At 51.4% G+C, this 19,763-nt stretch carries 17 protein-coding genes and 1 riboswitch; of the genes, 5 read left to right on the forward strand and 12 right to left on the reverse strand.

What is annotated here, in order from left to right; genetic code table 11:
• Positions 1-193: 193 nt before the first annotated feature.
• Positions 194-254: riboswitch (Fluoride riboswitch) on the forward strand.
• A 72-nt stretch (positions 255-326) separates the two neighbouring features.
• Positions 327-1,652: a voltage-gated chloride channel family protein gene (locus tag OHJ21_RS11500; RefSeq protein ID WP_486020095.1), complete on the forward strand. Its 1,326-nt coding sequence runs from the start codon at positions 327-329 to the stop codon at positions 1,650-1,652.
• Between the two features lie 17 nt (positions 1,653-1,669).
• On the opposite strand, the gene OHJ21_RS11505 is transcribed toward OHJ21_RS11500, so the two are convergent.
• Genes OHJ21_RS11505 through OHJ21_RS11515 form a run of 3 tightly spaced genes read right to left on the reverse strand, consistent with a single transcriptional unit; the run spans position 1,670 to position 3,608 of the window.
• On the reverse strand, positions 1,670-2,353 hold the full coding sequence (locus tag OHJ21_RS11505) for a hypothetical protein (RefSeq protein WP_100537764.1): 684 nt from the start codon (positions 2,351-2,353) through the stop codon (positions 1,670-1,672).
• Positions 2,350-3,240: an ABC transporter ATP-binding protein gene (locus OHJ21_RS11510; RefSeq protein ID WP_100537765.1), complete on the reverse strand. Its 891-nt coding sequence runs from the start codon at positions 3,238-3,240 to the stop codon at positions 2,350-2,352. Before OHJ21_RS11510 ends, OHJ21_RS11505 begins: the two co-directional genes overlap by 4 nt.
• On the reverse strand, positions 3,240-3,608 hold the full coding sequence (locus tag OHJ21_RS11515) for a GntR family transcriptional regulator (protein WP_009591066.1): 369 nt from the start codon (positions 3,606-3,608) through the stop codon (positions 3,240-3,242). The genes OHJ21_RS11510 and OHJ21_RS11515 overlap by 1 nt, the downstream gene beginning before the upstream one ends.
• Positions 3,609-3,839: 231 nt before the next feature.
• Between OHJ21_RS11515 and OHJ21_RS11520 the strand changes: the two genes are divergently transcribed.
• The 3 genes from OHJ21_RS11520 (at position 3,840) to OHJ21_RS11530 (ending at position 7,759) form a co-directional block, all read left to right on the forward strand.
• A complete protein-coding gene (locus tag OHJ21_RS11520) occupies positions 3,840-4,973 on the forward strand; it encodes a phosphodiester glycosidase family protein (RefSeq protein ID WP_486020097.1) in 1,134 nt (377 codons plus the stop codon).
• 193 nt (positions 4,974-5,166) lie between these two features.
• Positions 5,167-7,335 (forward strand): restriction endonuclease fold toxin, encoded by a 2,169-nt coding sequence (locus OHJ21_RS11525; protein ID WP_486020098.1) that lies wholly within the window; start codon positions 5,167-5,169, stop codon positions 7,333-7,335.
• Positions 7,336-7,354: 19 nt separating this feature from the next.
• Positions 7,355-7,759, forward strand: coding sequence for an immunity 7 family protein (locus OHJ21_RS11530; RefSeq protein ID WP_100537767.1), 405 nt, complete (start codon positions 7,355-7,357; stop codon positions 7,757-7,759).
• Between the two features lie 131 nt (positions 7,760-7,890).
• Here OHJ21_RS11530 and OHJ21_RS11535 read toward each other — a convergent pair whose 3' ends face one another.
• The 4 genes from OHJ21_RS11535 to pxpB form a co-directional block, all read right to left on the reverse strand.
• A complete protein-coding gene (locus OHJ21_RS11535; RefSeq protein ID WP_486020100.1) occupies positions 7,891-8,529 on the reverse strand; it encodes a pyroglutamyl-peptidase I in 639 nt (212 codons plus the stop codon).
• A gap of 64 nt (positions 8,530-8,593) precedes the next feature.
• The gene (locus OHJ21_RS11540) at positions 8,594-9,352 is read right to left on the reverse strand and encodes a LamB/YcsF family protein (RefSeq protein ID WP_486020101.1); all 759 of its coding nucleotides are present in this window, start codon (positions 9,350-9,352) and stop codon (positions 8,594-8,596) included.
• A gap of 6 nt (positions 9,353-9,358) precedes the next feature.
• A complete protein-coding gene (locus OHJ21_RS11545) occupies positions 9,359-10,360 on the reverse strand; it encodes a 5-oxoprolinase subunit C family protein (protein WP_486020102.1) in 1,002 nt (333 codons plus the stop codon).
• The gene (gene pxpB / locus OHJ21_RS11550; protein WP_486020103.1) at positions 10,357-11,076 is read right to left on the reverse strand and encodes a 5-oxoprolinase subunit PxpB; all 720 of its coding nucleotides are present in this window, start codon (positions 11,074-11,076) and stop codon (positions 10,357-10,359) included. Before pxpB ends, OHJ21_RS11545 begins: the two co-directional genes overlap by 4 nt.
• 234 nt (positions 11,077-11,310) lie before the next feature.
• Between pxpB and OHJ21_RS11555 the strand changes: the two genes are divergently transcribed.
• Positions 11,311-11,490, forward strand: coding sequence for a hypothetical protein (locus OHJ21_RS11555; protein ID WP_100537771.1), 180 nt, complete (start codon positions 11,311-11,313; stop codon positions 11,488-11,490).
• 132 nt (positions 11,491-11,622) lie between these two features.
• Here the strand turns inward: OHJ21_RS11555 and OHJ21_RS11560 are convergent, their stop codons facing one another.
• Genes OHJ21_RS11560 through OHJ21_RS11580 form a run of 5 tightly spaced genes read right to left on the reverse strand, consistent with a single transcriptional unit; the run spans position 11,623 to position 19,626 of the window.
• Positions 11,623-12,834 (reverse strand): VWA domain-containing protein, encoded by a 1,212-nt coding sequence (locus OHJ21_RS11560; RefSeq protein WP_100537772.1) that lies wholly within the window; start codon positions 12,832-12,834, stop codon positions 11,623-11,625.
• A 3-nt stretch (positions 12,835-12,837) separates the two neighbouring features.
• Positions 12,838-15,210, reverse strand: coding sequence for a DUF5682 family protein (locus OHJ21_RS11565; RefSeq protein ID WP_486020104.1), 2,373 nt, complete (start codon positions 15,208-15,210; stop codon positions 12,838-12,840).
• Positions 15,189-16,292, reverse strand: coding sequence for an ATP-binding protein (locus tag OHJ21_RS11570; protein ID WP_326120293.1), 1,104 nt, complete (start codon positions 16,290-16,292; stop codon positions 15,189-15,191). Before OHJ21_RS11570 ends, OHJ21_RS11565 begins: the two co-directional genes overlap by 22 nt.
• Positions 16,293-16,307: 15 nt before the next feature.
• A complete protein-coding gene (locus OHJ21_RS11575) occupies positions 16,308-18,170 on the reverse strand; it encodes a HEAT repeat domain-containing protein (RefSeq protein WP_486020105.1) in 1,863 nt (620 codons plus the stop codon).
• Between the two features lie 25 nt (positions 18,171-18,195).
• Positions 18,196-19,626, reverse strand: coding sequence for an SWIM zinc finger family protein (locus tag OHJ21_RS11580; protein WP_486020106.1), 1,431 nt, complete (start codon positions 19,624-19,626; stop codon positions 18,196-18,198).
• Between the last annotated feature and the right edge of the window lie 137 nt (positions 19,627-19,763).

Below are 19,763 nucleotides of genomic sequence, written 5' to 3' on the forward strand. Positions count from 1 at the left end.
CATCTGTAATGATAAAATAAAGGTCTTTCCTGCGTCCATGGACATCTTGAATTTCTTACCTGAAAAAAGTCCATGTCCAAGTCAAGCACTTTTCTCCAAATTAAAGCATACCTCTTTTGGCTCAACAAAAAGCTCGCTCCTGATGGATTGTGCCATTGACACAGAAACCTCTATTCCATTACAATAAATGCTAATTGAATGAGGCGATGGAGTTCGCCATAACCGCTTCGATAGCTAATGACTCCTACCAGAGGTCGCTTTCCTGGTAGGAGTCTGTTTGTATATGGAAGGGTCAGCGGCGAATACATAGAAACGGGTGAATTTGCATGATTAAAAAATGGCTTGAAGGTACCGAAAAATGGCCCTACGCCTTGTTGTCCGGTTACTTCATCAAATGGATCGTTCTGGGAAGCTTCGTTGGATTGATGACGGGCAGTGCCTCCGCCTTCTTTCTTTACAGTCTGGACTATGTAACCTCCCTTCGCATGGAGAACCCTTGGCTGCTGTTCTTCCTTCCCTTGGGAGGCGCCGTGGTCAGCTACCTATATTACAAGTTTGGCAAGAGCAGTACCAAAGGGAATAACCTCATCCTTGAACAAATCCATGGCGGTACGGAATCCATTCCATTGCGAATGGCGCCTTTAGTTCTAATCGGAACATTAATCACGCATCTGTTCGGAGGCTCCGCAGGACGCGAGGGCACTGCCGTTCAGATGGGAGGAAGTTTATCGGAGTGGTTCGGTAAGCTAATCCGCGTAACGCCGGCGGATCGAAAAATCCTGCTTATCTGCGGAATTAGCGGCGGTTTCGGATCCATTTTCGGCACGCCGCTAGCGGGAACCCTGTTTGGACTTGAAGTGCTTGCCATCGGACTGATCTCGCATCAAGCACTATTACCAGCATTCGTAGCCAGCTTGGTCGGGAACCTGACCGCCACCTCTCTGTGGGGGGTCAGCCATCTGCATTATCCGATTGGAGACATTCCGGCTTTGAGTTTCATAGTGATCCTAAAGGTGATTCTGGCCTCGATACTCTTTGGTCTGACAAGCCGACTATTCAGTGAGCTAACCCATTCCTTGAAACGGTGGTACAGCTATTTCTTCCGGAATCCGATGATCAAAAGCGCTGTCGGCGGCATCATCATCATTGGACTGGTTTATCTGCTTGGGACACGCGATTATTTGGGGCTGGGCCTCCCCCTGATCGAAGCCTCCTTCACAGGCGAAGTATCGCCTCTCGCCTTTCTCGGCAAAATCCTCTTTACCTCGCTGACGCTCGGAGCAGGGTTTCAGGGCGGAGAAGTTACCCCCTTGTTTGCCATCGGGGCAACGCTTGGCAACGCGTTGTCGGGATGGATCGAATTATACGCACCGTTCCTGGCAGCACTAGGATTTATTGCCGTCTTCTGCGGAGCGACGAACACGCCAATTGCTTGTTTTATCATGGGAATCGAACTGTTCGGCGGGGAAGGTGCCGTTTATATGTTTATGGCCTGCGTTATCAGCTACCTATTCTCCGGGCACTCCGGCATTTACACCTCCCAACAAATCGGCATATCCAAACACCCGTTCTTCTCGTTTCCGCTGGGCACCACGCTTGCGGGAGCGAAGATGTTAAACAAACAGAAGCACAACAAAAAGACGTCCGAGTAATCGGACGTCTTTTTGCCTTACACTGAGCTTTTGCGAATCGAGCGGTAGCTGACGAGTGCGATGATAACCGAGATGGGAATGAGCCACAGGGACAATTCAAAGGCAGTACGTTTCACAACCCAGTCAATCACTTGCCCCCACCGGCCGTATTGGGTGATCAGTACGCTGACCACCGACAATAGAATGAAATAGGCCGCAAGCATGACAAAGGTCTTGATGCCGCGATTACGAAGATAGAAGACGCCGATTCCTATCCCAATAAAGGCAAATGTAAGAAGCAATATGAAATAAATGATGAATTGTTCTAACAGCGTGCCGTCATTCAAATACGGCAGGTTGAAGAACGATATCCGGTCTCCCCAAGAACCCGTAATGCGTTCAATTTCGGCTAAAACTAATAATATAATCGACGTAAAGACGCTGTACGATACCACCATCAGAACAGAGCCCAGATAGAAGTCCGTTCTTCGAATGCTGAATCCGAGGGAGAAGGGAAACAGCTGCAGCACCGATACCAGAGCCGCGATAAACACATAGATAAAGATCGTTGCCAATCCCCCGGCATAGAACGCTTCACCATCAACCAATACGCTGATAATGTAGTTGATCAGAAAGCTGAATGCCGTGATGGCCCAGGGCAAATAAAACCAGGATAGTTTCTGTCTCGAATAAATATGGATTACGCCAGGAATTCCGTTCATGGTTGGATCCCCACCTTTTCGCGCTTAGTTAAATATACGATCAATTGTTGAAGGGAAACGGGGGTTGTTTCCAAGCCCAATTCCTCCGCCTCTTTATGCAACCTCGTAGTCGCACTTCCCATCACCGTGACGGACAACATGGAAGCGAACGATTCCCGATTTATCACTTCCTGCCCTTGGATAAACGATTCAACCGTTTCGGAAGGACCGACGATCTTAAACGCACGTCCCCGCAGGTCATCCGTGGCATCGTCAAGCAAAATTCGGCCGGAATCGATAACGATGATATGCTCCAGCAATCTGCTAACCTCATCAATCAAATGCGTGGACAGAATAATCGTGCGCGGATGATTCGTGTAATCCTCAATCAGATGATCATAGAACAGCTCTCTTGCCACGGCGTCGAGTCCAAGATAAGGCTCATCAAAGATCGTGATCGGTGCCCGGCTGGCGAGTCCGACGATGATGCCTACCGATGAGAGCATGCCGCGGGACAATCTCTTTACGAGTCGTTTCATTGGCAGCCGGAATACCTCGATCAGTTTGTTTGCATATGCCGCATCCCAATTCGGATAAACGTTAGCTGCAATTCCCATAACGTCCTTGACCGTAAAGATATCCGGATATTTCTGGCCTTCCTTAATGAAGCATACCTGCCGGATCACCTTCTGATTTTCGTATGGATGCTCTCCGAATACGCGAATCTCCCCTTGGCTCGGAAACAGCTGCGCCGTTATCATCTGCATGATGGTCGTTTTGCCCGCGCCGTTCCTGCCCAGCAATCCATAGATCTTATTCGCCTCGATGGTAAAGCTCACATTATCGACAGCCGTCGCATCCTTGTATGCCTTGCTCAAATTCTTGACTTCGATCACGGTTTGGCTCATCAGTCTTGCTCCCCCCTGCGGATCATTTCCGATAATTGATCTTTGGTAATCCCAAGTTTGGCCGCTTCCTTAACCATGGCGACCACGTACTGTTCATAAAATTCCGTCTTGCGCTTCTCCATCAGCAGTTCACGAGCTCCAGAAGCTACAAACATGCCAATCCCCCGTTTCTTGTACAAAATTCCTTGATCGACCAGCAGATTAACCCCTTTGGCAGCTGTAGCCGGATTGATCTGGTAAAAGGCTGCAAACTGATTCGTTGATGGAACCTGCGTTTCCTCAGGCAGTCGTGCTTCGATGATGTCATCTTCAATTTTGTCGGCAATTTGCATGAATATCGGTCTGCTGTCATCAATCTGAAATGCCATTTACCTCACCAACTTTCGTTTATAACCTCGTTACATAATTGGTTAGTTACTCATGTAATTAACCATATAAGAGATGGAGTTCTTTGTCAATGGGTTCTCGGAATTTTTTTACAAAAACAAGAGGAATACTGGACTTTAGTCCTAAACAAATAGTCCCTGCAAGCCGATAAAATATAGGCACAAATTATACGCCCAATACAGATAAAGAGACAAAGGAGCTTGAGAGAAAACATGAAAAGAATCATTGCAATCGTTGTACTGGCCATGCTGACGGTCATGACGCCGCTTTATGCCGCATCCGCCCCCAAAAATTTGGCCTACGTGGACAAGAACAGCCAGTCCTTCATCTCGGTCGGGGTACTCAAGACCTATGACGGTGTAAAGGTAGCTTATACAGCTGCAGAGAAGAAACTCAACATCACCCGTGAAGATACTGCTCTCACGCTATATCTGGGCAGTCGGAATGCCTATATAAACGGAAAAAAGGTTCAGGCTAAAGCAGCCCCGTTTTCCGAGAACGGCTCTACTTATGTACCGCTGCAATTTGTCAGCCAGCATCTTGGGCTTAAGCTGTCCTGGAGCAATAACAGATCCACCCTGAACATTACGGACGGCAGCGTGTCAAACACCCTCCCCGTTCTTTCGGGGAACATGATGACCCGTTCATCCAAGGCCGTGACGTCGGCCAGAAAAACATTTAAAGTGGGCTCCCGTTCCTTCAGCGCACAGGTCGTCACCGTTTCGCTGCTCCATCCGAAGGTGGAACTGGACGTTGTTTTGGCAGGCAATAAAGCAGGGAAAGTCGAAGACTTGCGGAGCATAGCAAAGCGCAGCAACGCCGTAGTTGCCATTAACGGAACGTTCTTTGACGCCTATACTTCAGGAGCGTACAGAGCACCGTACGGTTATTTGGTCAGCAAAGGCAATATTTTTCACAAGGCCTCGGGAGATAACCGGACGATCTTCACCTATGACAGCAACAATCTGGCGACGATGATGCCAGGACTCGACTTCAAATCCGTATATGAAACAGGCCGTATGGAAGGAGCACTTCAGGCGGGTCCGCGTCTGTTGACCAATGGCAAGGTGACGCTGGACGTCAAGAAGGAAGGATTCAAGGATCCGAAGATACTAACGGGCGGCGGCGCACGAAGCGCACTGGGTATCACGAAGGATCATAAGCTGATTATGTTAACGACAGGCGGCGCTACCATTCCTCAACTGGCTGAAATGATGAAGCAGGCAGGTGCCTATCAAGCAATGAATCTAGATGGCGGAGCTTCCAGCGGATTGTATTATAACGGCTCTTACTTAACGACGCCAGGCCGTCAGATCAGCAATGCCATCGTCGTAAAATATCAATAATGAACCCTCTCCTCTGGTTAACCGGATCTTCCGCCGGCTGCCAGAGGAGTTTTATTTTATGAACAGCACTACCTCCTCTTCGAGCCGCATATGCTGATCAAAGAAATGTTTCAATATGAGGACCATTTGTGTAAATATATAGCAAACTGTCTATAGGGAGCGATTCGTAAGATAGTGGTTCATTCAGCGGGGGGTGGATTCGATTACATCGTCTATTGCGGTCATTCGGACGAGAATCAGGGACACGATCGAGGGGATATATCGGGTTTGGAAGGAATGGATTGGGAGGTACCCTTTGATTGCCAAGGTGTATCACTTATTTTCCTGGCTTTCCCTGCTGGTGCTCGTTATAAGTCTGGTTCTGATCGAAGAGTCGCGGACCATGCTTGTGCAATATTTGTGGTCTTTCTATGTACTACTGCAATTTTGGCTGCTAAGCCGGAGCAAAACCGTTACCTGGAAGCAGGTCAGCTTGTTTGTACTCTCAGGCGTTCTATTGGTCATTCCCTTGACTAACGGGACCATGCAGGGACTTCATTTGATTTTTGGAGGACGGACGACCGACACATGGTCATTCGCCGTCATGACACCGGTCGTAGAGGAAATCTACAAGCTGCTGCCGCTGGCATTGTATTTATTTTTTTCAAGAAGAGCCACGACGTTAAGCCTGAGCGATTATGTATTATTAGGGGCTGCTCCCGGCATTGGCTTTCAATTTATGGAGGAGCTGTCAAGACGCTTGGTCCAAAGCAATTACGGGGTGTCTTTTCTCGGCGGCAAAACGCTCCACTGGGAGTTCTTCGATTGGTTTCCGGGCTACTTTGAGGAAAGCTTTATTCCGACCATGATGAATGTTACGCATCCTGTACATAGTGCCATGATCGCGCTTGGAATCGGCATTGCATTTCGGTACGCCAAACGTCTGACACGCTGGGTCTATGCATTTCCGGCTGTCCTTCTGCTCTGGGCTATCCTGAATCATGCGGCCTGGAATGGACAGAATCGGCTGCCGGAGTGGGTACTTACTCTTCATGAATGGACCGGTGAGGGCTACCGAACCGAAGGCTTCTTCCTTATCCTGCTGGTTGCAGGGTTGTTCATCGATTATTTCGATCTGCATCGAATTCGTGACCGTCTCCCGGTTCTGAAGGGTGAGGTTCTCATCAATCCATTAACGGAATGTTGGCAGATGACGCGGGCTCTCTTTACAGACCGGAAACGCCTCGGTTACCTGATCGGATTCTACCGAGAACGACGCGAGCTCGGATATTCGTTATTGTATGGCAATCTCGAAGCAGCAGGCCAAAGGGATCAGGTCCAGGAAAATGTAAGAAAGTATACCGCTGTTCTGGGAGTCATCGGCATCCTCATACTTGCTGCCGGGATTCTGTCCAGTATCGGCGCTTCGATGATAGCTGGCGACTCCTCTTGTTTTGCGTGCTTATTCGACTCTCTTCAGAACTGGTGGGATCGGCTTAGCGGCTGGGAACAAGCGGGTCTCATATTGGGAGCTTTTGCCCTTTCCCTGCTATTTGTCAGCTTCTGGCCTGCGCTTGGTATTGCCTTGACCGGTGCCGGCATTGCCGGTGGCGGACACGAGATTGCCGGATACATCCGTGACCCGAAGAAGCTGCTATCCCCACAAAATGCGGCCGCTGCCGTGTTAGCCGTTATCCTCAGCCGTATTCCAGTCGGTAAAGGGATATCTTGGCTGTCCAATAAGCTGGGCCCACGAGCCAGGAGGTGGCTGGATACACTCGCCGAAAAAGTCGGCTTGAAAACGCGCGATGAGCCGGATACTCCAACTGGCGGAACTCGCGATCCAAAGCCTGACGGTACAAATGAACAACCGGAAGAGAATCCGAGGAAGCCAGATGGTGACCATGAGAATAAACCTGATGAAGATAAGCCGAATCCAGATAAGCCTGACAACGAAAAGCCGGAGGAAGAAAAGCCAAAAGACAAACCCGATGATGAAAAGTCTGACGAACCAAACGACACACCGCAAGAGGTGCCGAGATATTCCGGAGAACTGCAGAAGGTTAACAAACCGGATGCTGCCGCCGATGCGCTTGCGGAGCGACTTGGCGGAGAATCGAGAATGAAGTTTGATTCCGACCCCATCGGGCGGGAATTCGACGCCGTTAGCGATGAATATATTGCCCAGACCAAGCCGGCATTGCAACAGGTTAACAAAAAGGTTCGTGATCAAATGAAAGCGACCTTTGAAGCAGCGGAGCAAACCGGCAGAAAGGTCTATTATCATTTTGAAGGGGAGCCTGCCCAATCCGTTATTGACAAATTACATGAATACAGCCAAAGATATGGAATAGAAGTCCACATTGATACCGATCCATTATAACGACAAGGAGTGAACATTCATGTATGAATTTCACGGCTGGGCTACCATCCAGGAGAATCCTGCGGAAGCGGATGCCGGGCAGCTTGACATGATCATTCAGAAAATACAGCTTAAGATGACCGAGTTTGCATGGGGTAGCGGCTTGCTATCCTTGAATGCGGCTAACGGCTCCTATTACCTTCATGTCGGAGGTTTTACGAACCGCAAGGGAGCTGAGGCTGCCGAGATCGTAGCGCTGTACCAATTGATTGGCGAAATCGCTCCCGGCTCATACGGTCTTCTGTATACCCGAGATGATGAGAATCTGGAGGGTTATGACAACGAGTTCCGGGTTCAGGTGCTGGCACGGGGACAACTACGGGAACAACGCGATTCGTTTCTCTCCCCTTGCGTCCCGGTGATCGAAGATGAGGTCGATGAATGACCATATGAAATCATAGAAATCCCGCAACCCCACCATGTTTTGTTCTCATGGTGGGAAGCTGCGGGATTTTTGTTGAGCCGTTATCGTTGGTATATCCGAATGGATATTACCAATGAATGAGTGACAGTAACTTAAGCTCGTCCATTCAATTCATCCATCGTTGCCTGCACGATGATCCGCAGGCCATTCAACATCGTTTCATGGGATAAGGTCGGCAAGGCCGGCTTCTCCACGGCCATCTCCGTCGATGCCGGAAAATGCACAAAGCCGCCTATGGCAGAACTTTGCTGAAGGCGAATTTCGTTCAAAACCGCATACATCGTATTATTGCAAATATACGTTCCGGCAGTATTGGAAACCGAAGCAGGAATTCTAGCTTCCTTCAGTCGGTTGACCATCAAACGGATTGGGAGGGTCGAGAATAGTCCGTCCGGTCCGTCAGCGTCTATGGGCACATCTTGAGGTCTTGCACCCCGATTATCCGAAATCGTCGATTCCGGCGGTATGTCCTTGATATTAATGGCGATCCTCTCCGGTGTAATGGCGGTTCGTCCACCCGCTACGCCGCAGGCAATGACAGCATCGGGTTCGTATGCCTTCATCTCTTGCAGCAGAATGTCCGCACACTCATCGTAATGCACGGGAAGAAGCAGCGTTCTGATTTCTGCACCGGGGAAGTCGTCGTGCTTGATCTCCTTAACCAGTTTTTCGGTTGGATTGATAGAACTTCCTCCAAAAGGTTCAAAGCCTGAAATTAATATTTTTAACATCTGTCATATCTCCTGTACTCGTTATGTAAGCTGCCGGATCACGTAAATAGCATCCTGACTTTTATTATAGCAGCGCTCGAATGCTTACACCTTCAGCTTCAAGCCGTGATCGCAAGGTGCTGGCGAACAGCGATGCGTGCGCGCCATCTCCATGAATGCATACGGTATCGGCCGTAATGGGGATCACCTTGCCGTTCAGGGTAACTACCACTCTTTCTTTCACCATCCGCACGACTTGCGTGACCGCAGCTTCGGGATCGGTTATGATGGCATCCAGCTGATTTCTCGGCGTGAGGGTGCCGTCATCCCGGTAGGTACGATCCGCAAACACTTCGCTTGCTGTGCGAAGCCCTGCCCTCTCCCCCGCCGCGATTAACTCGCTGCCTGCCAACCCATACAGAATGAGCGTCGGATCGATATGCTTGATTGCGGATGCAATCGCATCCGCAAGGGGTCTGGAGGTCGCTGCCATATTATACAGAGCACCATGAGGTTTTACATGCTGCAGTCCGGACCCTTCCTGTATCGCAAAAGCCATCAAGGCTCCAACCTGATAGGTTACCATATCATAAGCTTCGGCAGGCGTAATCTCCATTCTTCTTCTTCCGAAGCCGGCCAGATCAGGCAAGCCCGGATGCGCACCGATCGCGGTACCGTTTGCGATAGCCTGACGGACCGTTGCCCTCATGACCGCCGGATCGCCTGCATGAAATCCGCAAGCAATGTTGGCCGAAGTTATACTGCGAAGAAGCTCCGTATCATTGCCTAACCTGTAAGCACCGTAGCTCTCTCCCATATCGCAGTTCAGGTCCACACGAACCATGCTGACTCACCACTCCTTTAATTTAAGCTTGATCATGGCCTCCAACATTCGAAGCTCTCGAACGTGAGACGTATAAAGCTGTTCTGCGTCTGCCAAGGATATTTCCGCAAAGCGAATGGCCGCCCCAGGCGACAACTGAGCGATCAGCGAAATATCGACGGTCGCCACTTGTGCGATTTTGGGATAGCCTCCAAGCGTCTGCCGATCCGCCATTAGAATGATGGGCTGGCCATCTGCAGGTACCTGCACCGTTCCAAGGGCTACCGGCTCGGATATATATTCTTTTGCATGGCTTAATTGAAGCAACGGGCCGGACAATCGGTAGCCCATACGGTCCGATTGCGGAGTTACGGTGAACCGTTCTCCGAGCAGCGCCTGCTTGCTGCCTTCGTCAAAGTCATCATATTGACGCCCTTTCAGCACGCGTATCACCGCCTCCTGTCCTGGACCAGGATACCCTTCAGCAGAGACGGCCCATTTTACGGTGAGGAAACCGCCGTAATCATCAAGATATCGTTTAGACGAAACCAGGGGAAGCCGAGAAGGATGGGCATGCAGCGTATCCCCTTTCTTCAACGGTCTCCCTTCATGCCCGCCGATTCCGGCCCTTAAATACGTACTGCTGCTTCCCATTACCTGGCAGACATCAAATCCGCCCGATACGGCCATATAAGCGCGACAGCCCGTTACCGGCTGTTGAAAGCGCAGAACACGGCCCGCTTTGATCAGCACGGGACGCCACATAGGAACCTTCACGCCTTCGATCGATGGCGATAGATCTCCGCCTGTAATGGCGACCCACCGATCGCTATGAAATTCAACCGCGAATCCTGACCATGTAATTTCCAGAACGGCTCGTTCATCCTCATTGCCAACTAGTCGATTGACGATCCGATAAGCGTATTTATCCATGGCTCCTGCCATTATAATACCGTATCTGCCGTAACCCCGTCTTCCCGCATCCTGAAGAGTAACAAGAAGTCCCGGCTTTATAACGGTTATACTCATAGACCCACTTCCCTTATCTGTTCGTATTCCTCCGCTTGAATAGGCCGAAACCGGATATATTGCCCGCTCTTCAACAGCGTTGGAGGCTCAGATTCGGGACGAAATAAAGCGAGCGGCGTCCGGCCGATAATCTGCCACCCGCCCGGCGTTTCGATCGGATAAATGCCGGTTTGCGTGCCGGCGATTCCTACCGATCCAGCCGGTATAAGCAGCCTTGGAGTCTGTTTCCTCGGTGTCGCAATTTGCTCCGGGATACCTCCGACATAGGGGAAGCCGGGCGCAAATCCGATGGCGTAGATTAAGTAATCCTGCCCGGAATGAATACGGATGACATCCATGGGAGAAAGGCGGTTCTTCTGAGCGACTTCGTCAAGATCCGGTCCATAGTCGCCCCCGTAACAAACCGGAATGTCAACAACCTCATATTTTGTGATGTCCTTCTCCCCAGCTTCCTCCTCCATCCGCTCATCCAGCATCGAGCAGACATAAGCAAACACCGTATCGAATCCGTCTGGTTTGCCGATCTTATCATAATCATAGTAAACCGCTAAGCTCGTATACGAAGGGATGCATTCGATCCAGCCTTGAAAAGGGTTCTTCTCCAATCGCCTCGCCATAGCTGTAACCAGGCGATGTACCTTCTCGCTCACGATGTCTTCGAATTGAATGAGAACAGCCGAATCCCCTAAAGGGAAGAACGAATAAGACTTACTCATAGGACATTCTCCGTTCCATATGGACTGCTGATTGTCGTCAATCATTGAATGATTATTCCTATGATAGCAGAGAAACGGGCATCCGTTGAATATGAAGTTAAATTTTTGGTCGAAAGAATCAGAACAGCTGGCTCTGTACGGATCCTACCAAGCGTCCATGCTGTTATCTGCATAATTTTAGGGAATGGTTGGCAAAATACAGAAGTCGTACTTTAATAAGGAGGTGCCACCCACATGAGCCAACAAAACCATAACCGTAACGAACCGACAAAAGCAGAAGTACAAACCACAAAATTGAACAAAATGCCGATTCCAGGTGAATTTGACACCGAGATCTCTGCCGAAGAAGCAGCCGAGGTGTTTAAACAGCAGCAGCAACCAAACGCTGGTCATAGCTCCGAGAACCAACAATAAGTAGAAGACCTCACGGATCATCCGTTGTTTACAGGATCGTCCGTGAGGTCTTTTTAGGTGTATTATTTTACAGTCATTCGGGTTTTTATGGTTTAATTAGCCATCCATGAAGCTCTTATTTAAGCTTTCGGTTTAAATACCCTTGGTGCCTAACCGCTTCGCAAGTTCCGCCAAATCCTGCCCTTTAAGGGCTCCTTCCACCAGCTGCGGAAGAAGCGCAGGAGTGCATGCAAAGCAAGGTGTTCCGTCTCTCGACAGTGACCTGGCTACCTGCTCATCATAGAACGGTTTTCCCTCGTCGGATAATGCGAGGAGACACATCGTCTTGACTCCCGCTTCCCGTAATTCACGCATTCGCCGGATCAGCCCGGCTTGATTGCCGCCCTCGTACAGATCCGAAATGATGATAAACAGAGTCTTTTTCGGTTCTTCAATAAATTGCTCGCAATACGCAACGGATTTATGAATATCCGTTCCTCCGCCAAGCTGGATGCCGAATAACATATCCACCGGATCATTGGCACACTGCTCCGTCAAGTCAACGACTTCCGTATCGAATACAACCACACGGGTGTCGAGCGAAGGTATGCTTGCAAATATGGATCCAATGACCGAAGCCCAGATCACGGATTCCGCCATGGAACCGCTCTGGTCGATATCCACGATGACGGTCCATTCTTTGCTGCGTCTTACTCTGTCAAAATAATAAAAACGCTCCGGAATGATCTGCTTGCGGTCCGCATCATAATTTTTCAGATTTCGCTGTATCGTCCGCTTCCAGTCAATACCGCTGAGCGAAGGAAGCGGTGTATGCTGCCTGCGGTTCAAGGCACCAGTCACTGCCCTGCGAATATCATCCTGCAGGCGCTGGACAAGCTCGTCCACAACCGCCTTCACCAGCAGGCGTGCCGTATCCTTGGTTTTCTCGGGAATCTTGCCTTTCAGGGACAGCAGCGTGCCAACCAGCTGTATATCCGGCTTGACCGTAGCCAAGACCTCCGGTTCAAACAGCAGCTGCTTCCATCCCTTTCGTTCCATGGCATCATTCTGGATAATGGACACCACGTCCTCCGGAAAAAAGGAGCGGACATCACCCAGCCACTGCGCGAGCCGGGGAGCCGACTTTCCTTGCCCGGCTGCCCGCTGCCCCGCGGACGCACTTCCAGCTTCCGCCCCGCCGTCCGTATTATCATAAATCGCGGCCAGCGCACGGTCCATAATCATTTCTTCCTCCGACAGCTGTATGCTTCCCCCGGCGCTATAGCCCGCTAGCTGAGGTTCAGCCGACTGGCCCAGAATGAGCCGCCAACGCGATATTTGGTTTGGTTCCGTTATGCAGCTCATCGCCTAAAAATCCTCAAAGTCAAAATCATTCAAATCATCGATCATCTTCGCTTCTTCCTCCTTCAGGTCACCGGTCAAAAGCTCGGCAGCCTGCTCTGCATTCACGCCCCATAGCTCGCCAAGCAGCTCGGCAATCATGGTCTTCTCCTTCGCCGAAAAGCTGCTGAACGCCCGGCGCAGAAAAACAAGCGCACGAGTGAATTCATCATCCTCCAGGGATTGGATGTATTCATTCAGCTGCTCCCACAGGCTCAACCGCGAGAGAAGGGCATACCGGTTCCGCATCGATAAGCCTTCAAACCATCCAGCACCCAAATCGGCCGGAATGCCGGGCGATAGTCTGCGAGATACTTCTTCGGCACACTGCCGGGCGGAAATCGCATTCCGCTCCATCAATACCGCACACGCATATCCTGACAACCGGGCGTTCAAGTCATCCCTCTCAGACAAATGCCCGAGTTCTTGCAGCCAAAGTTCCTCGTCCACCTGCTCCGCGTGCTCCATGGCGACACTGTTCAGTTCATTCAAGGCAGTAATCATCGAGCTTGATACCTCGTCGCTGCACTGGCTGCCATCGAGCAAAAACAAACAAGCGCGCATAAAGAGCTGCTGCAGCAGCGGTACTAACGGCTCTGTATTCATCCGCCTGATCCCGCCGTAGCGGATCAGAACGGATAACTCCCGGGAAGCTGCCGCAATCTGTACGACATCGCGGCTGTCCACAGCAAGCTTTTGCAGGGTCAGCCGACCTGCTTCCATCTGGTGAATCATCCCGCATTCATATGCGATCCGGATGAGCGAAGAGGCTTCGTCAATCGAGCTGCAGCCCGCCAGCTTCTGCTGGAGCCTATAAGCAGCGGCTACCTCTACCGTCTCTCCCAGCAGCGTCGATTCGACAACCTGAATTTCAACCTCAGGCGTCCATTTCACAACCCAGTGCTCCGCCCACGCCCCTTGCTCCTGCCCGCTGGGTCTGGCCTTAACAAAATCAATCCCCAGCAGCTTCAAGCGGTGAAACAAAAAGGACCGGTTCAAATCGAGATACGCGGACTCTTTCGAGGTTACCCTCCGGTTCTCGCGCAAATCCAATATTAAATCGTTGGCCACAACCGATTTATACTTCTCAAGCTTCAGCCTTTTCAGCTGGCGGTTCAGGTCGTCCTGGATCGGTGTCTGGCTGACGCCTTCGGCCAGCTCGCCGATCGCCGTGCCGATCTCCACTCGTGCAAGCTCCTCTGCTACGACGGAAAGATCGCCGCGCCCAAGCAGTGTCTGGGCTGCATCCCGAAAATCCCGCAGTGTCGGGAGACCGCCACCATGGAGCGCTGCGAGCGACTCCGCCAACCGGACGGCTTCGATCACCTCCGCCGTGGAGCGGTGGGTACCATTCTTTCTCATCGAACCCGCGACCATGGTTAAATAATGATGCGGCAATTCCGCTAGCGCGCCCTGCTGCATTCGTTCCCACATCATCTCAAAATAATGGGGAGCGATATTCCCGGCACCATAACCGGAAATGGACGACAGCTTATAGTAGGAATAAGGCATCAGCGTCAGCTTGGTTATCCGGGAAGGAAGCTGATTCAATTCCTCGTCGCTCATCGGGCTGGACAAATCGCTAAGCGCGGAGGCATGGTAAGCCCCGCAAATGACTACAATGCGCTCGGGGTCATGCCCCGCCGCAATCGCTTCAACAATCTGACGGCGCATATACGACTCCCGGACGGCATTGTAGGCGTATTCCACAGTAACCTCACGACGCTCTTTCTCCTCCCACAGCTCTCGCATCTGCACGGAAAAAGCCGATATGGATTGCCGGTAAGAGCCTTCGCTCAGATTATGTTCGTAACTCCGCTCCCAGTACATATCATAATCATATTCGCCGGCAAGCTCGGCAATCCGCTCATATACGGATTTTTCGTCCGGCTGGCTCTCGTCCATCGGCTCGGCTGCCCCCGAGCTGGATCCATGATCCTCGCCTTTAAGATCTTCCCCGCCCGCTTCGCCGTCCGAGCTGCGGCGCAGCTCCTGCAGACAGACGGCAGCAGATGAGGGCAGATCGATAAATGCGGCATATGCTCCGTGCTTCTGCGCCCATCTCATGGCCTGATATTCCGGGGAATATACCGCAAAAGGCCACAGAACCGTTCGTACGGGCAGTTCTTCGGTAAACGCCAATATAGCAACCGGCGGCTTTGTTGTTGCCTGGGTCAGATGCCGTATTTCCCCGCTTGCATCCGACGGACCTTCGATGAGCACCGCCGTAGGATTGATCTCATCCAGAAAATCCAGTACATGCTTCGCACCGGCGGGCGACAAATGCCGAACTCCAAAAACATGTATACCGGCAGCATTCACTGGTTGATCTCCTTGCATGCGTTATATAAGCCACGCCACTGCGCTCCGCGTTTCTTCATGATATTATCAAGATATTCCTTCCATACGAGCCGGTCTTTATCATCATCCTTCACAATCGCCCCTTGGAGTCCCGCCGCCAAATCCTCATCCGTCAGCTCACCGCTGCCAAAGCTCGCTGCCAGCGCCATGCTGTTCGTCAGGAGCGAAATCGCTTCAGCCGTCGAGATCACCCCGGCCGGAGACTTCACCTTTTCCTTTTTGTCCAGGGTCATGCCGCTGCGCAGCTCTCGAAAAATCGTCACGACCTTGAGCAGTGCTTCATCTGCGGGAGCAGCAGCCTGCAGATCATAAGAGGCGGCAATCTCGGACACCCGTTTCTTCACGATTTCGATTTCGGTACTCAGATCCGCTGGAGCAGGAAGAACGATAATATTGAAACGGCGCTTGAGCGCTGTTGACATCTCATTGACCCCGCGGTCTCTTGTATTTGCAGTAGCGATAATAGAAAAGCCTTTTCGGGCGTTCATTTCTTTTCCGAGCTCAGGCACCGATATCGTCTTTTCGGACAAAATGGAGATGAGTGCATCCTGTACCTCCGATGCACAGCGGGAAATCTCTTCGAACCGGGCGATCCCTCCCGCTTCCATCGCCCGCATGATCGGACTCTGCACCAGCGCTTCGGGTGTAGGGCCTTGAGCGAGCAGCATGGCATAGTTCCAGGAATACCGGACGTGCTCTTCACTCGTTCCGGCCGTTCCCTGAACGACCAGACCGGAGTTTCCGTAGATCGCTGCCGCCAGATTTTCGGACAGCCAGGATTTGGCCGTGCCTGGTTCCCCGATTAATAACAGGGCACGGTCGGTTACCAAGGTAGCAACCGCCATCTCGATCAACCGCTTGTTCCCGATATATTTAGGCGTGATTTCCGTTTGGCCCGCCTTGCCGCCGACGATGAATTTGAGTACGGATTGAGGCGACATCTGCCATCCGGCAGGAATGTTCCCGGAATCCTCCTTACGCAGTGCTTCCAGCTCGTGACGGAACAGTATTTCCGCCGGCTGCCGCATGATATCTTGTAATTGCTCTTGTCCTGCTGCCATGGGCTTTTCACTCCTTTAAATTTCTTGTTCCTTCATCATCCGAAGGATGTAACGAAGCTGATCTTCGGCGCTGTCCCAATAGTTGCCCAGCACCGCATGAACGCGGTCATAATAGCCTGCCGGTAATCGGCAAAGCTGCTTAAATATAAAAGGTTCAATCATATAGCAGTCCTGATTGCGCTTATCCTCCATTGCGACCACAATAGCTTCAAATAACGCTTCATCCTTCATGCCGGAACGTACAAGCCCCATAATGATCAAATTGGCAAACCGGTTGCGGAATTCCGGTGAATTCTTCAGCTTCGCCAGCAAATACGACTCGGCTTCGAGGTGTCCCCGGCGGGCGAAAGCGCTAACCAGCGCAAGCTCATCCTGCTCGATAAACAGCTCAAGCCATCTATCATCCCAGCTTGCTTGCAGCTGCTCCTGCGGAAGCATTTCCACGTAATACGTATAGCTCTCCTTCCCCGTAAACGGCATAACTTCCTCATAAGGTTTATACTGCCTATGGATGACCATATCTGACAGGGTGTCCAAAAGCCTTTTTCGTTCTTTGGCCGCGTTGCCAAGTGACGAGGAGGAGAAGCCTTCTAACACAACGTCCTTGTATTGTTCATATACGCGGTCCGGCGGGAGCACGCGAGCGGCTTTTTGGAATACTTCGCGGACATAAGAGCTGCCATGTCTGTATTGCTCCAAATCATTCTCCGCGTTTTGGCGAAGCAGTTCCCTGGCTTCCTCGGAATCCACGCGATTCATGTAAATGACCGCTTCATTCATAAGGTATGTCCAGCCCAAAGACTTGATATATAAGGAATACTGCTGAAGCACGTTCCGGTACAGCTCCTCGAGCGCCGGACTTTGTTTATCGTGCAGGGCCCACAAGCAGCGCTTCACCTTGCTCCAGCTCTCCTCCAGCTTTTGCTTGTCATCCGGAAATTCGGAAACCGCTTGAAGCTCGGCGGACATGTCTCGTACAAGCCAATCCGTCAACAAGGCGGAACGGCATTTGCCCAGGGCAGGGTTAACCAGCTCTTTGTCTTTTCCTTGAGCGGCTTCATACAATTGCTCCACGGCTTGATCCGAACCGCTCTCGGCAAGTGCGTCATAAGCCGCCTCGCGGATCACCTTCTTCTTGCTCTTGCTCCATTCCATCAGATCAGCCTCATACTCTTCGTAGCGGGCAAGCAGTTTGATCGCCATGCACCGCACCTCATCGCTGCCGGTCTCGGCCGCTTGTCGAATCAGCTCTGCTATTTCCTTGCCGCCGGTTTGCGCCATCACCTTCAGCTTCCGCGACTCCGGCTTTCCGCCCTCCGGATTAAAGCTTTCCAGCAGAAATGGAACGATTTCCGGGCCATACGCTGGCAAAATCTCATTGGCTGCCAGCTCTCCAATCTCGACATAGGGGTCATTCAAAGCTTCAATTGCAAGATATACCAGACGGAAATCCCGGAACAAGCCTTCCTTCCATGCTTCTTCTATGATCTCGTAACGGCCGCCGCCCGTTGTAGTCAACGCGGTCTGTACAGCGGAAAGCTTGCGGAAGGATAAATGGGATGATAGTGAAACCGGATGATGGTCTACCGGGTGGAGCTCTCCCTCAGGGGCTGTCGTTCCTTGGGTATGCAGCACGGAGCTCAGCAGCTGGTTCAAATCCTGAAGCAGCTGTGCCGACTGGGTCTCCTTCCCGGATTCCGGTAACATTAAAGCGCTGATCCCTTCACCCAATCTCTTGAATACGGGAGCGCGCTCTCCGAGCTGCTGAAACTGCGGCAGCAGCCTCTTGAGGCGGAAGTCGCCTGCCGCGAGTTCGCTGCCGGCAATATATAAACGCCTAACCTCCTGGTTAAGCTCCTGCAGTAATGCCGTACTCATGGTTGTTCCTCCTTCTTTACCCTGCTCAGTACAACAGCCGGATGATTTCGTGATTCGAAATGATGGTCAGCGGCTGCGCCAAGAGGCGGCCTGTCGTCAGGCAGTGCTCAAACATAACCAGCATGGAGACACCGCTCAGCTTCTCCTCCGGCAGATACCGCAGCATCGGTACCGTCGGCTGTAAAAAAACGTCACCAAGCGCAACCGACTGTCCGGCTTCATCCGTGATGGCATACTGACCATCGGCGTTCCGGCTGATCCGAGAAACATGAAGCAGCATCACGGGATGGCTGTCAGCGAGCGGATTTTTCAGCTGGTTCTTCACCTTTTTAATTGCGTCAGCATAAGAGCCCGCCGCATATTCGTGAATCCAAACCATATCCTCCTCTGTCACCGGAGTTGAAGCCATCTCTTCAAAGCGGACCCGCCGGTTCATATCCCCCGGATAACGGTACAATACAGGGACTCGGGCTTTTTCGAAAAAGCTGTCTTCCTCACGCATCAGCTTGGCGGCCTTATAGGGACGGTACTGGATCGTTCGGTGAATTTCGCCGCTGTCCTTCTGAAGCCAGTATCCGGTATCCACATGCTCCAGCCGTGCATCGTCGGCATAACTCAGAAAAGAAAGCTGTATCAACTCTGCCTGTTCACTTACGAGCCCGAAGCTTTGCAGCTCCGTCAGCTGCCAGGCATGCCCCAGCCATTCCTCAATCGTCGACTCATGATCCAGCGCCATTTCCGGATCCTCAAGCTTTGAAGTCAGATATTGTCTGCCTTTTTTAATCATTGCGTTCATGACGGCTAGCTGCTCCACTGCATATGTATAAGCTTTCTCCTGGTCTTTGTCCAACAGCACCAGCGCCAAGCGACGAAGTTCCGACTGAGCACCCGACAAGTAATAATTGCCCATCTGCTTTACATGTTCCTGGATCAGCTTTTGTTCCTTTTTATCCAATGTTCCTAATCCGTTCCGGATCAACGAGTGGATCAGCTTCTCCAATACGTCCAGACCTTCCAGCTGCGCATTGATTTTCTTTTTTAATGCCGATTTGTTGACCTTCTTCGGTTTGGGCGCTGCCCCTTCGGCCGTTTCTTTGAGCTTACGCTCTTCCCGCTTCTCCGCTTTCTCCCGCTTGGCAGCCAAATCTTCCGGCACCTCGGCAGGGGTAAACGCCGCTCCGCCCGCATACGCATAAAGCAGTCCAAGCACATGCTTGCACGGAAACTGCCGGCTCGGGCAAGTGCACCGCATCACCGGTTTCTCCGGCACCGCAAAATCGGCGGACGGCTGGTAATCGGAGCTTCCGCTGCCTGCACATGTGCCGAACAGCACGGCATGGTCCTCCGAATGATGCAGCTGCAGGAACCGTCCTTTTTTTACAAGGCCCTGCCCGTTCTTAATGGCTGCACTATTCGGTGCCTGCGAATCGATCCATGTCTCTGTAATCTCAACCAAACTCATACCCTCCTAAATCAAGTCACTGCTGGTCATTGCACAGTGTAATTATCCATTACTCATAATCATATCTAATCTGTGTCTGGCTCCCTACCCTTCTTAAGACCTATTTAAGAACATTCATTCCTATTTATTCA

Origin of the sequence: Virgibacillus sp. LDC1, assembly GCF_025792345.1 — a bacterium.
GTDB lineage: Bacteria > Bacillota > Bacilli > Paenibacillales > Paenibacillaceae > Paenibacillus_AQ > Paenibacillus_AQ lautus.

What these genes read in the sequence shown, in the direction of transcription:
- OHJ21_RS11515 (WP_009591066.1), bottom strand. Translation starts at nt 3,608, where the DNA reads ATGGCATTTCAGATTGATGACAGCAGACCGATATTCATGCAAATTGCC.
- OHJ21_RS11570 (WP_326120293.1), bottom strand. Translation starts at nt 16,292, where the DNA reads ATGGCAGCAGGACAAGAGCAATTACAAGATATCATGCGGCAGCCGGCG.
- OHJ21_RS11535 (WP_486020100.1), bottom strand. Translation starts at nt 8,529, where the DNA reads ATGTTAAAAATATTAATTTCAGGCTTTGAACCTTTTGGAGGAAGTTCT.
- OHJ21_RS11540 (WP_486020101.1), bottom strand. Translation starts at nt 9,352, where the DNA reads ATGGTTCGTGTGGACCTGAACTGCGATATGGGAGAGAGCTACGGTGCT.
- OHJ21_RS11565 (WP_486020104.1), bottom strand. Translation starts at nt 15,210, where the DNA reads ATGCAAGGAGATCAACCAGTGAATGCTGCCGGTATACATGTTTTTGGA.
- OHJ21_RS11560 (WP_100537772.1), bottom strand. Translation starts at nt 12,834, where the DNA reads ATGAGCTGCATAACGGAACCAAACCAAATATCGCGTTGGCGGCTCATT.
- OHJ21_RS11505 (WP_100537764.1), bottom strand. Translation starts at nt 2,353, where the DNA reads ATGAACGGAATTCCTGGCGTAATCCATATTTATTCGAGACAGAAACTA.
- OHJ21_RS11510 (WP_100537765.1), bottom strand. Translation starts at nt 3,240, where the DNA reads ATGAGCCAAACCGTGATCGAAGTCAAGAATTTGAGCAAGGCATACAAG.
- OHJ21_RS11520 (WP_486020097.1), top strand. Translation starts at nt 3,840, where the DNA reads ATGAAAAGAATCATTGCAATCGTTGTACTGGCCATGCTGACGGTCATG.
- OHJ21_RS11500 (WP_486020095.1), top strand. Translation starts at nt 327, where the DNA reads ATGATTAAAAAATGGCTTGAAGGTACCGAAAAATGGCCCTACGCCTTG.
- OHJ21_RS11530 (WP_100537767.1), top strand. Translation starts at nt 7,355, where the DNA reads ATGTATGAATTTCACGGCTGGGCTACCATCCAGGAGAATCCTGCGGAA.
- OHJ21_RS11555 (WP_100537771.1), top strand. Translation starts at nt 11,311, where the DNA reads ATGAGCCAACAAAACCATAACCGTAACGAACCGACAAAAGCAGAAGTA.
- OHJ21_RS11545 (WP_486020102.1), bottom strand. Translation starts at nt 10,360, where the DNA reads ATGAGTATAACCGTTATAAAGCCGGGACTTCTTGTTACTCTTCAGGAT.
- pxpB (WP_486020103.1), bottom strand. Translation starts at nt 11,076, where the DNA reads ATGAGTAAGTCTTATTCGTTCTTCCCTTTAGGGGATTCGGCTGTTCTC.
- OHJ21_RS11575 (WP_486020105.1), bottom strand. Translation starts at nt 18,170, where the DNA reads ATGAGTACGGCATTACTGCAGGAGCTTAACCAGGAGGTTAGGCGTTTA.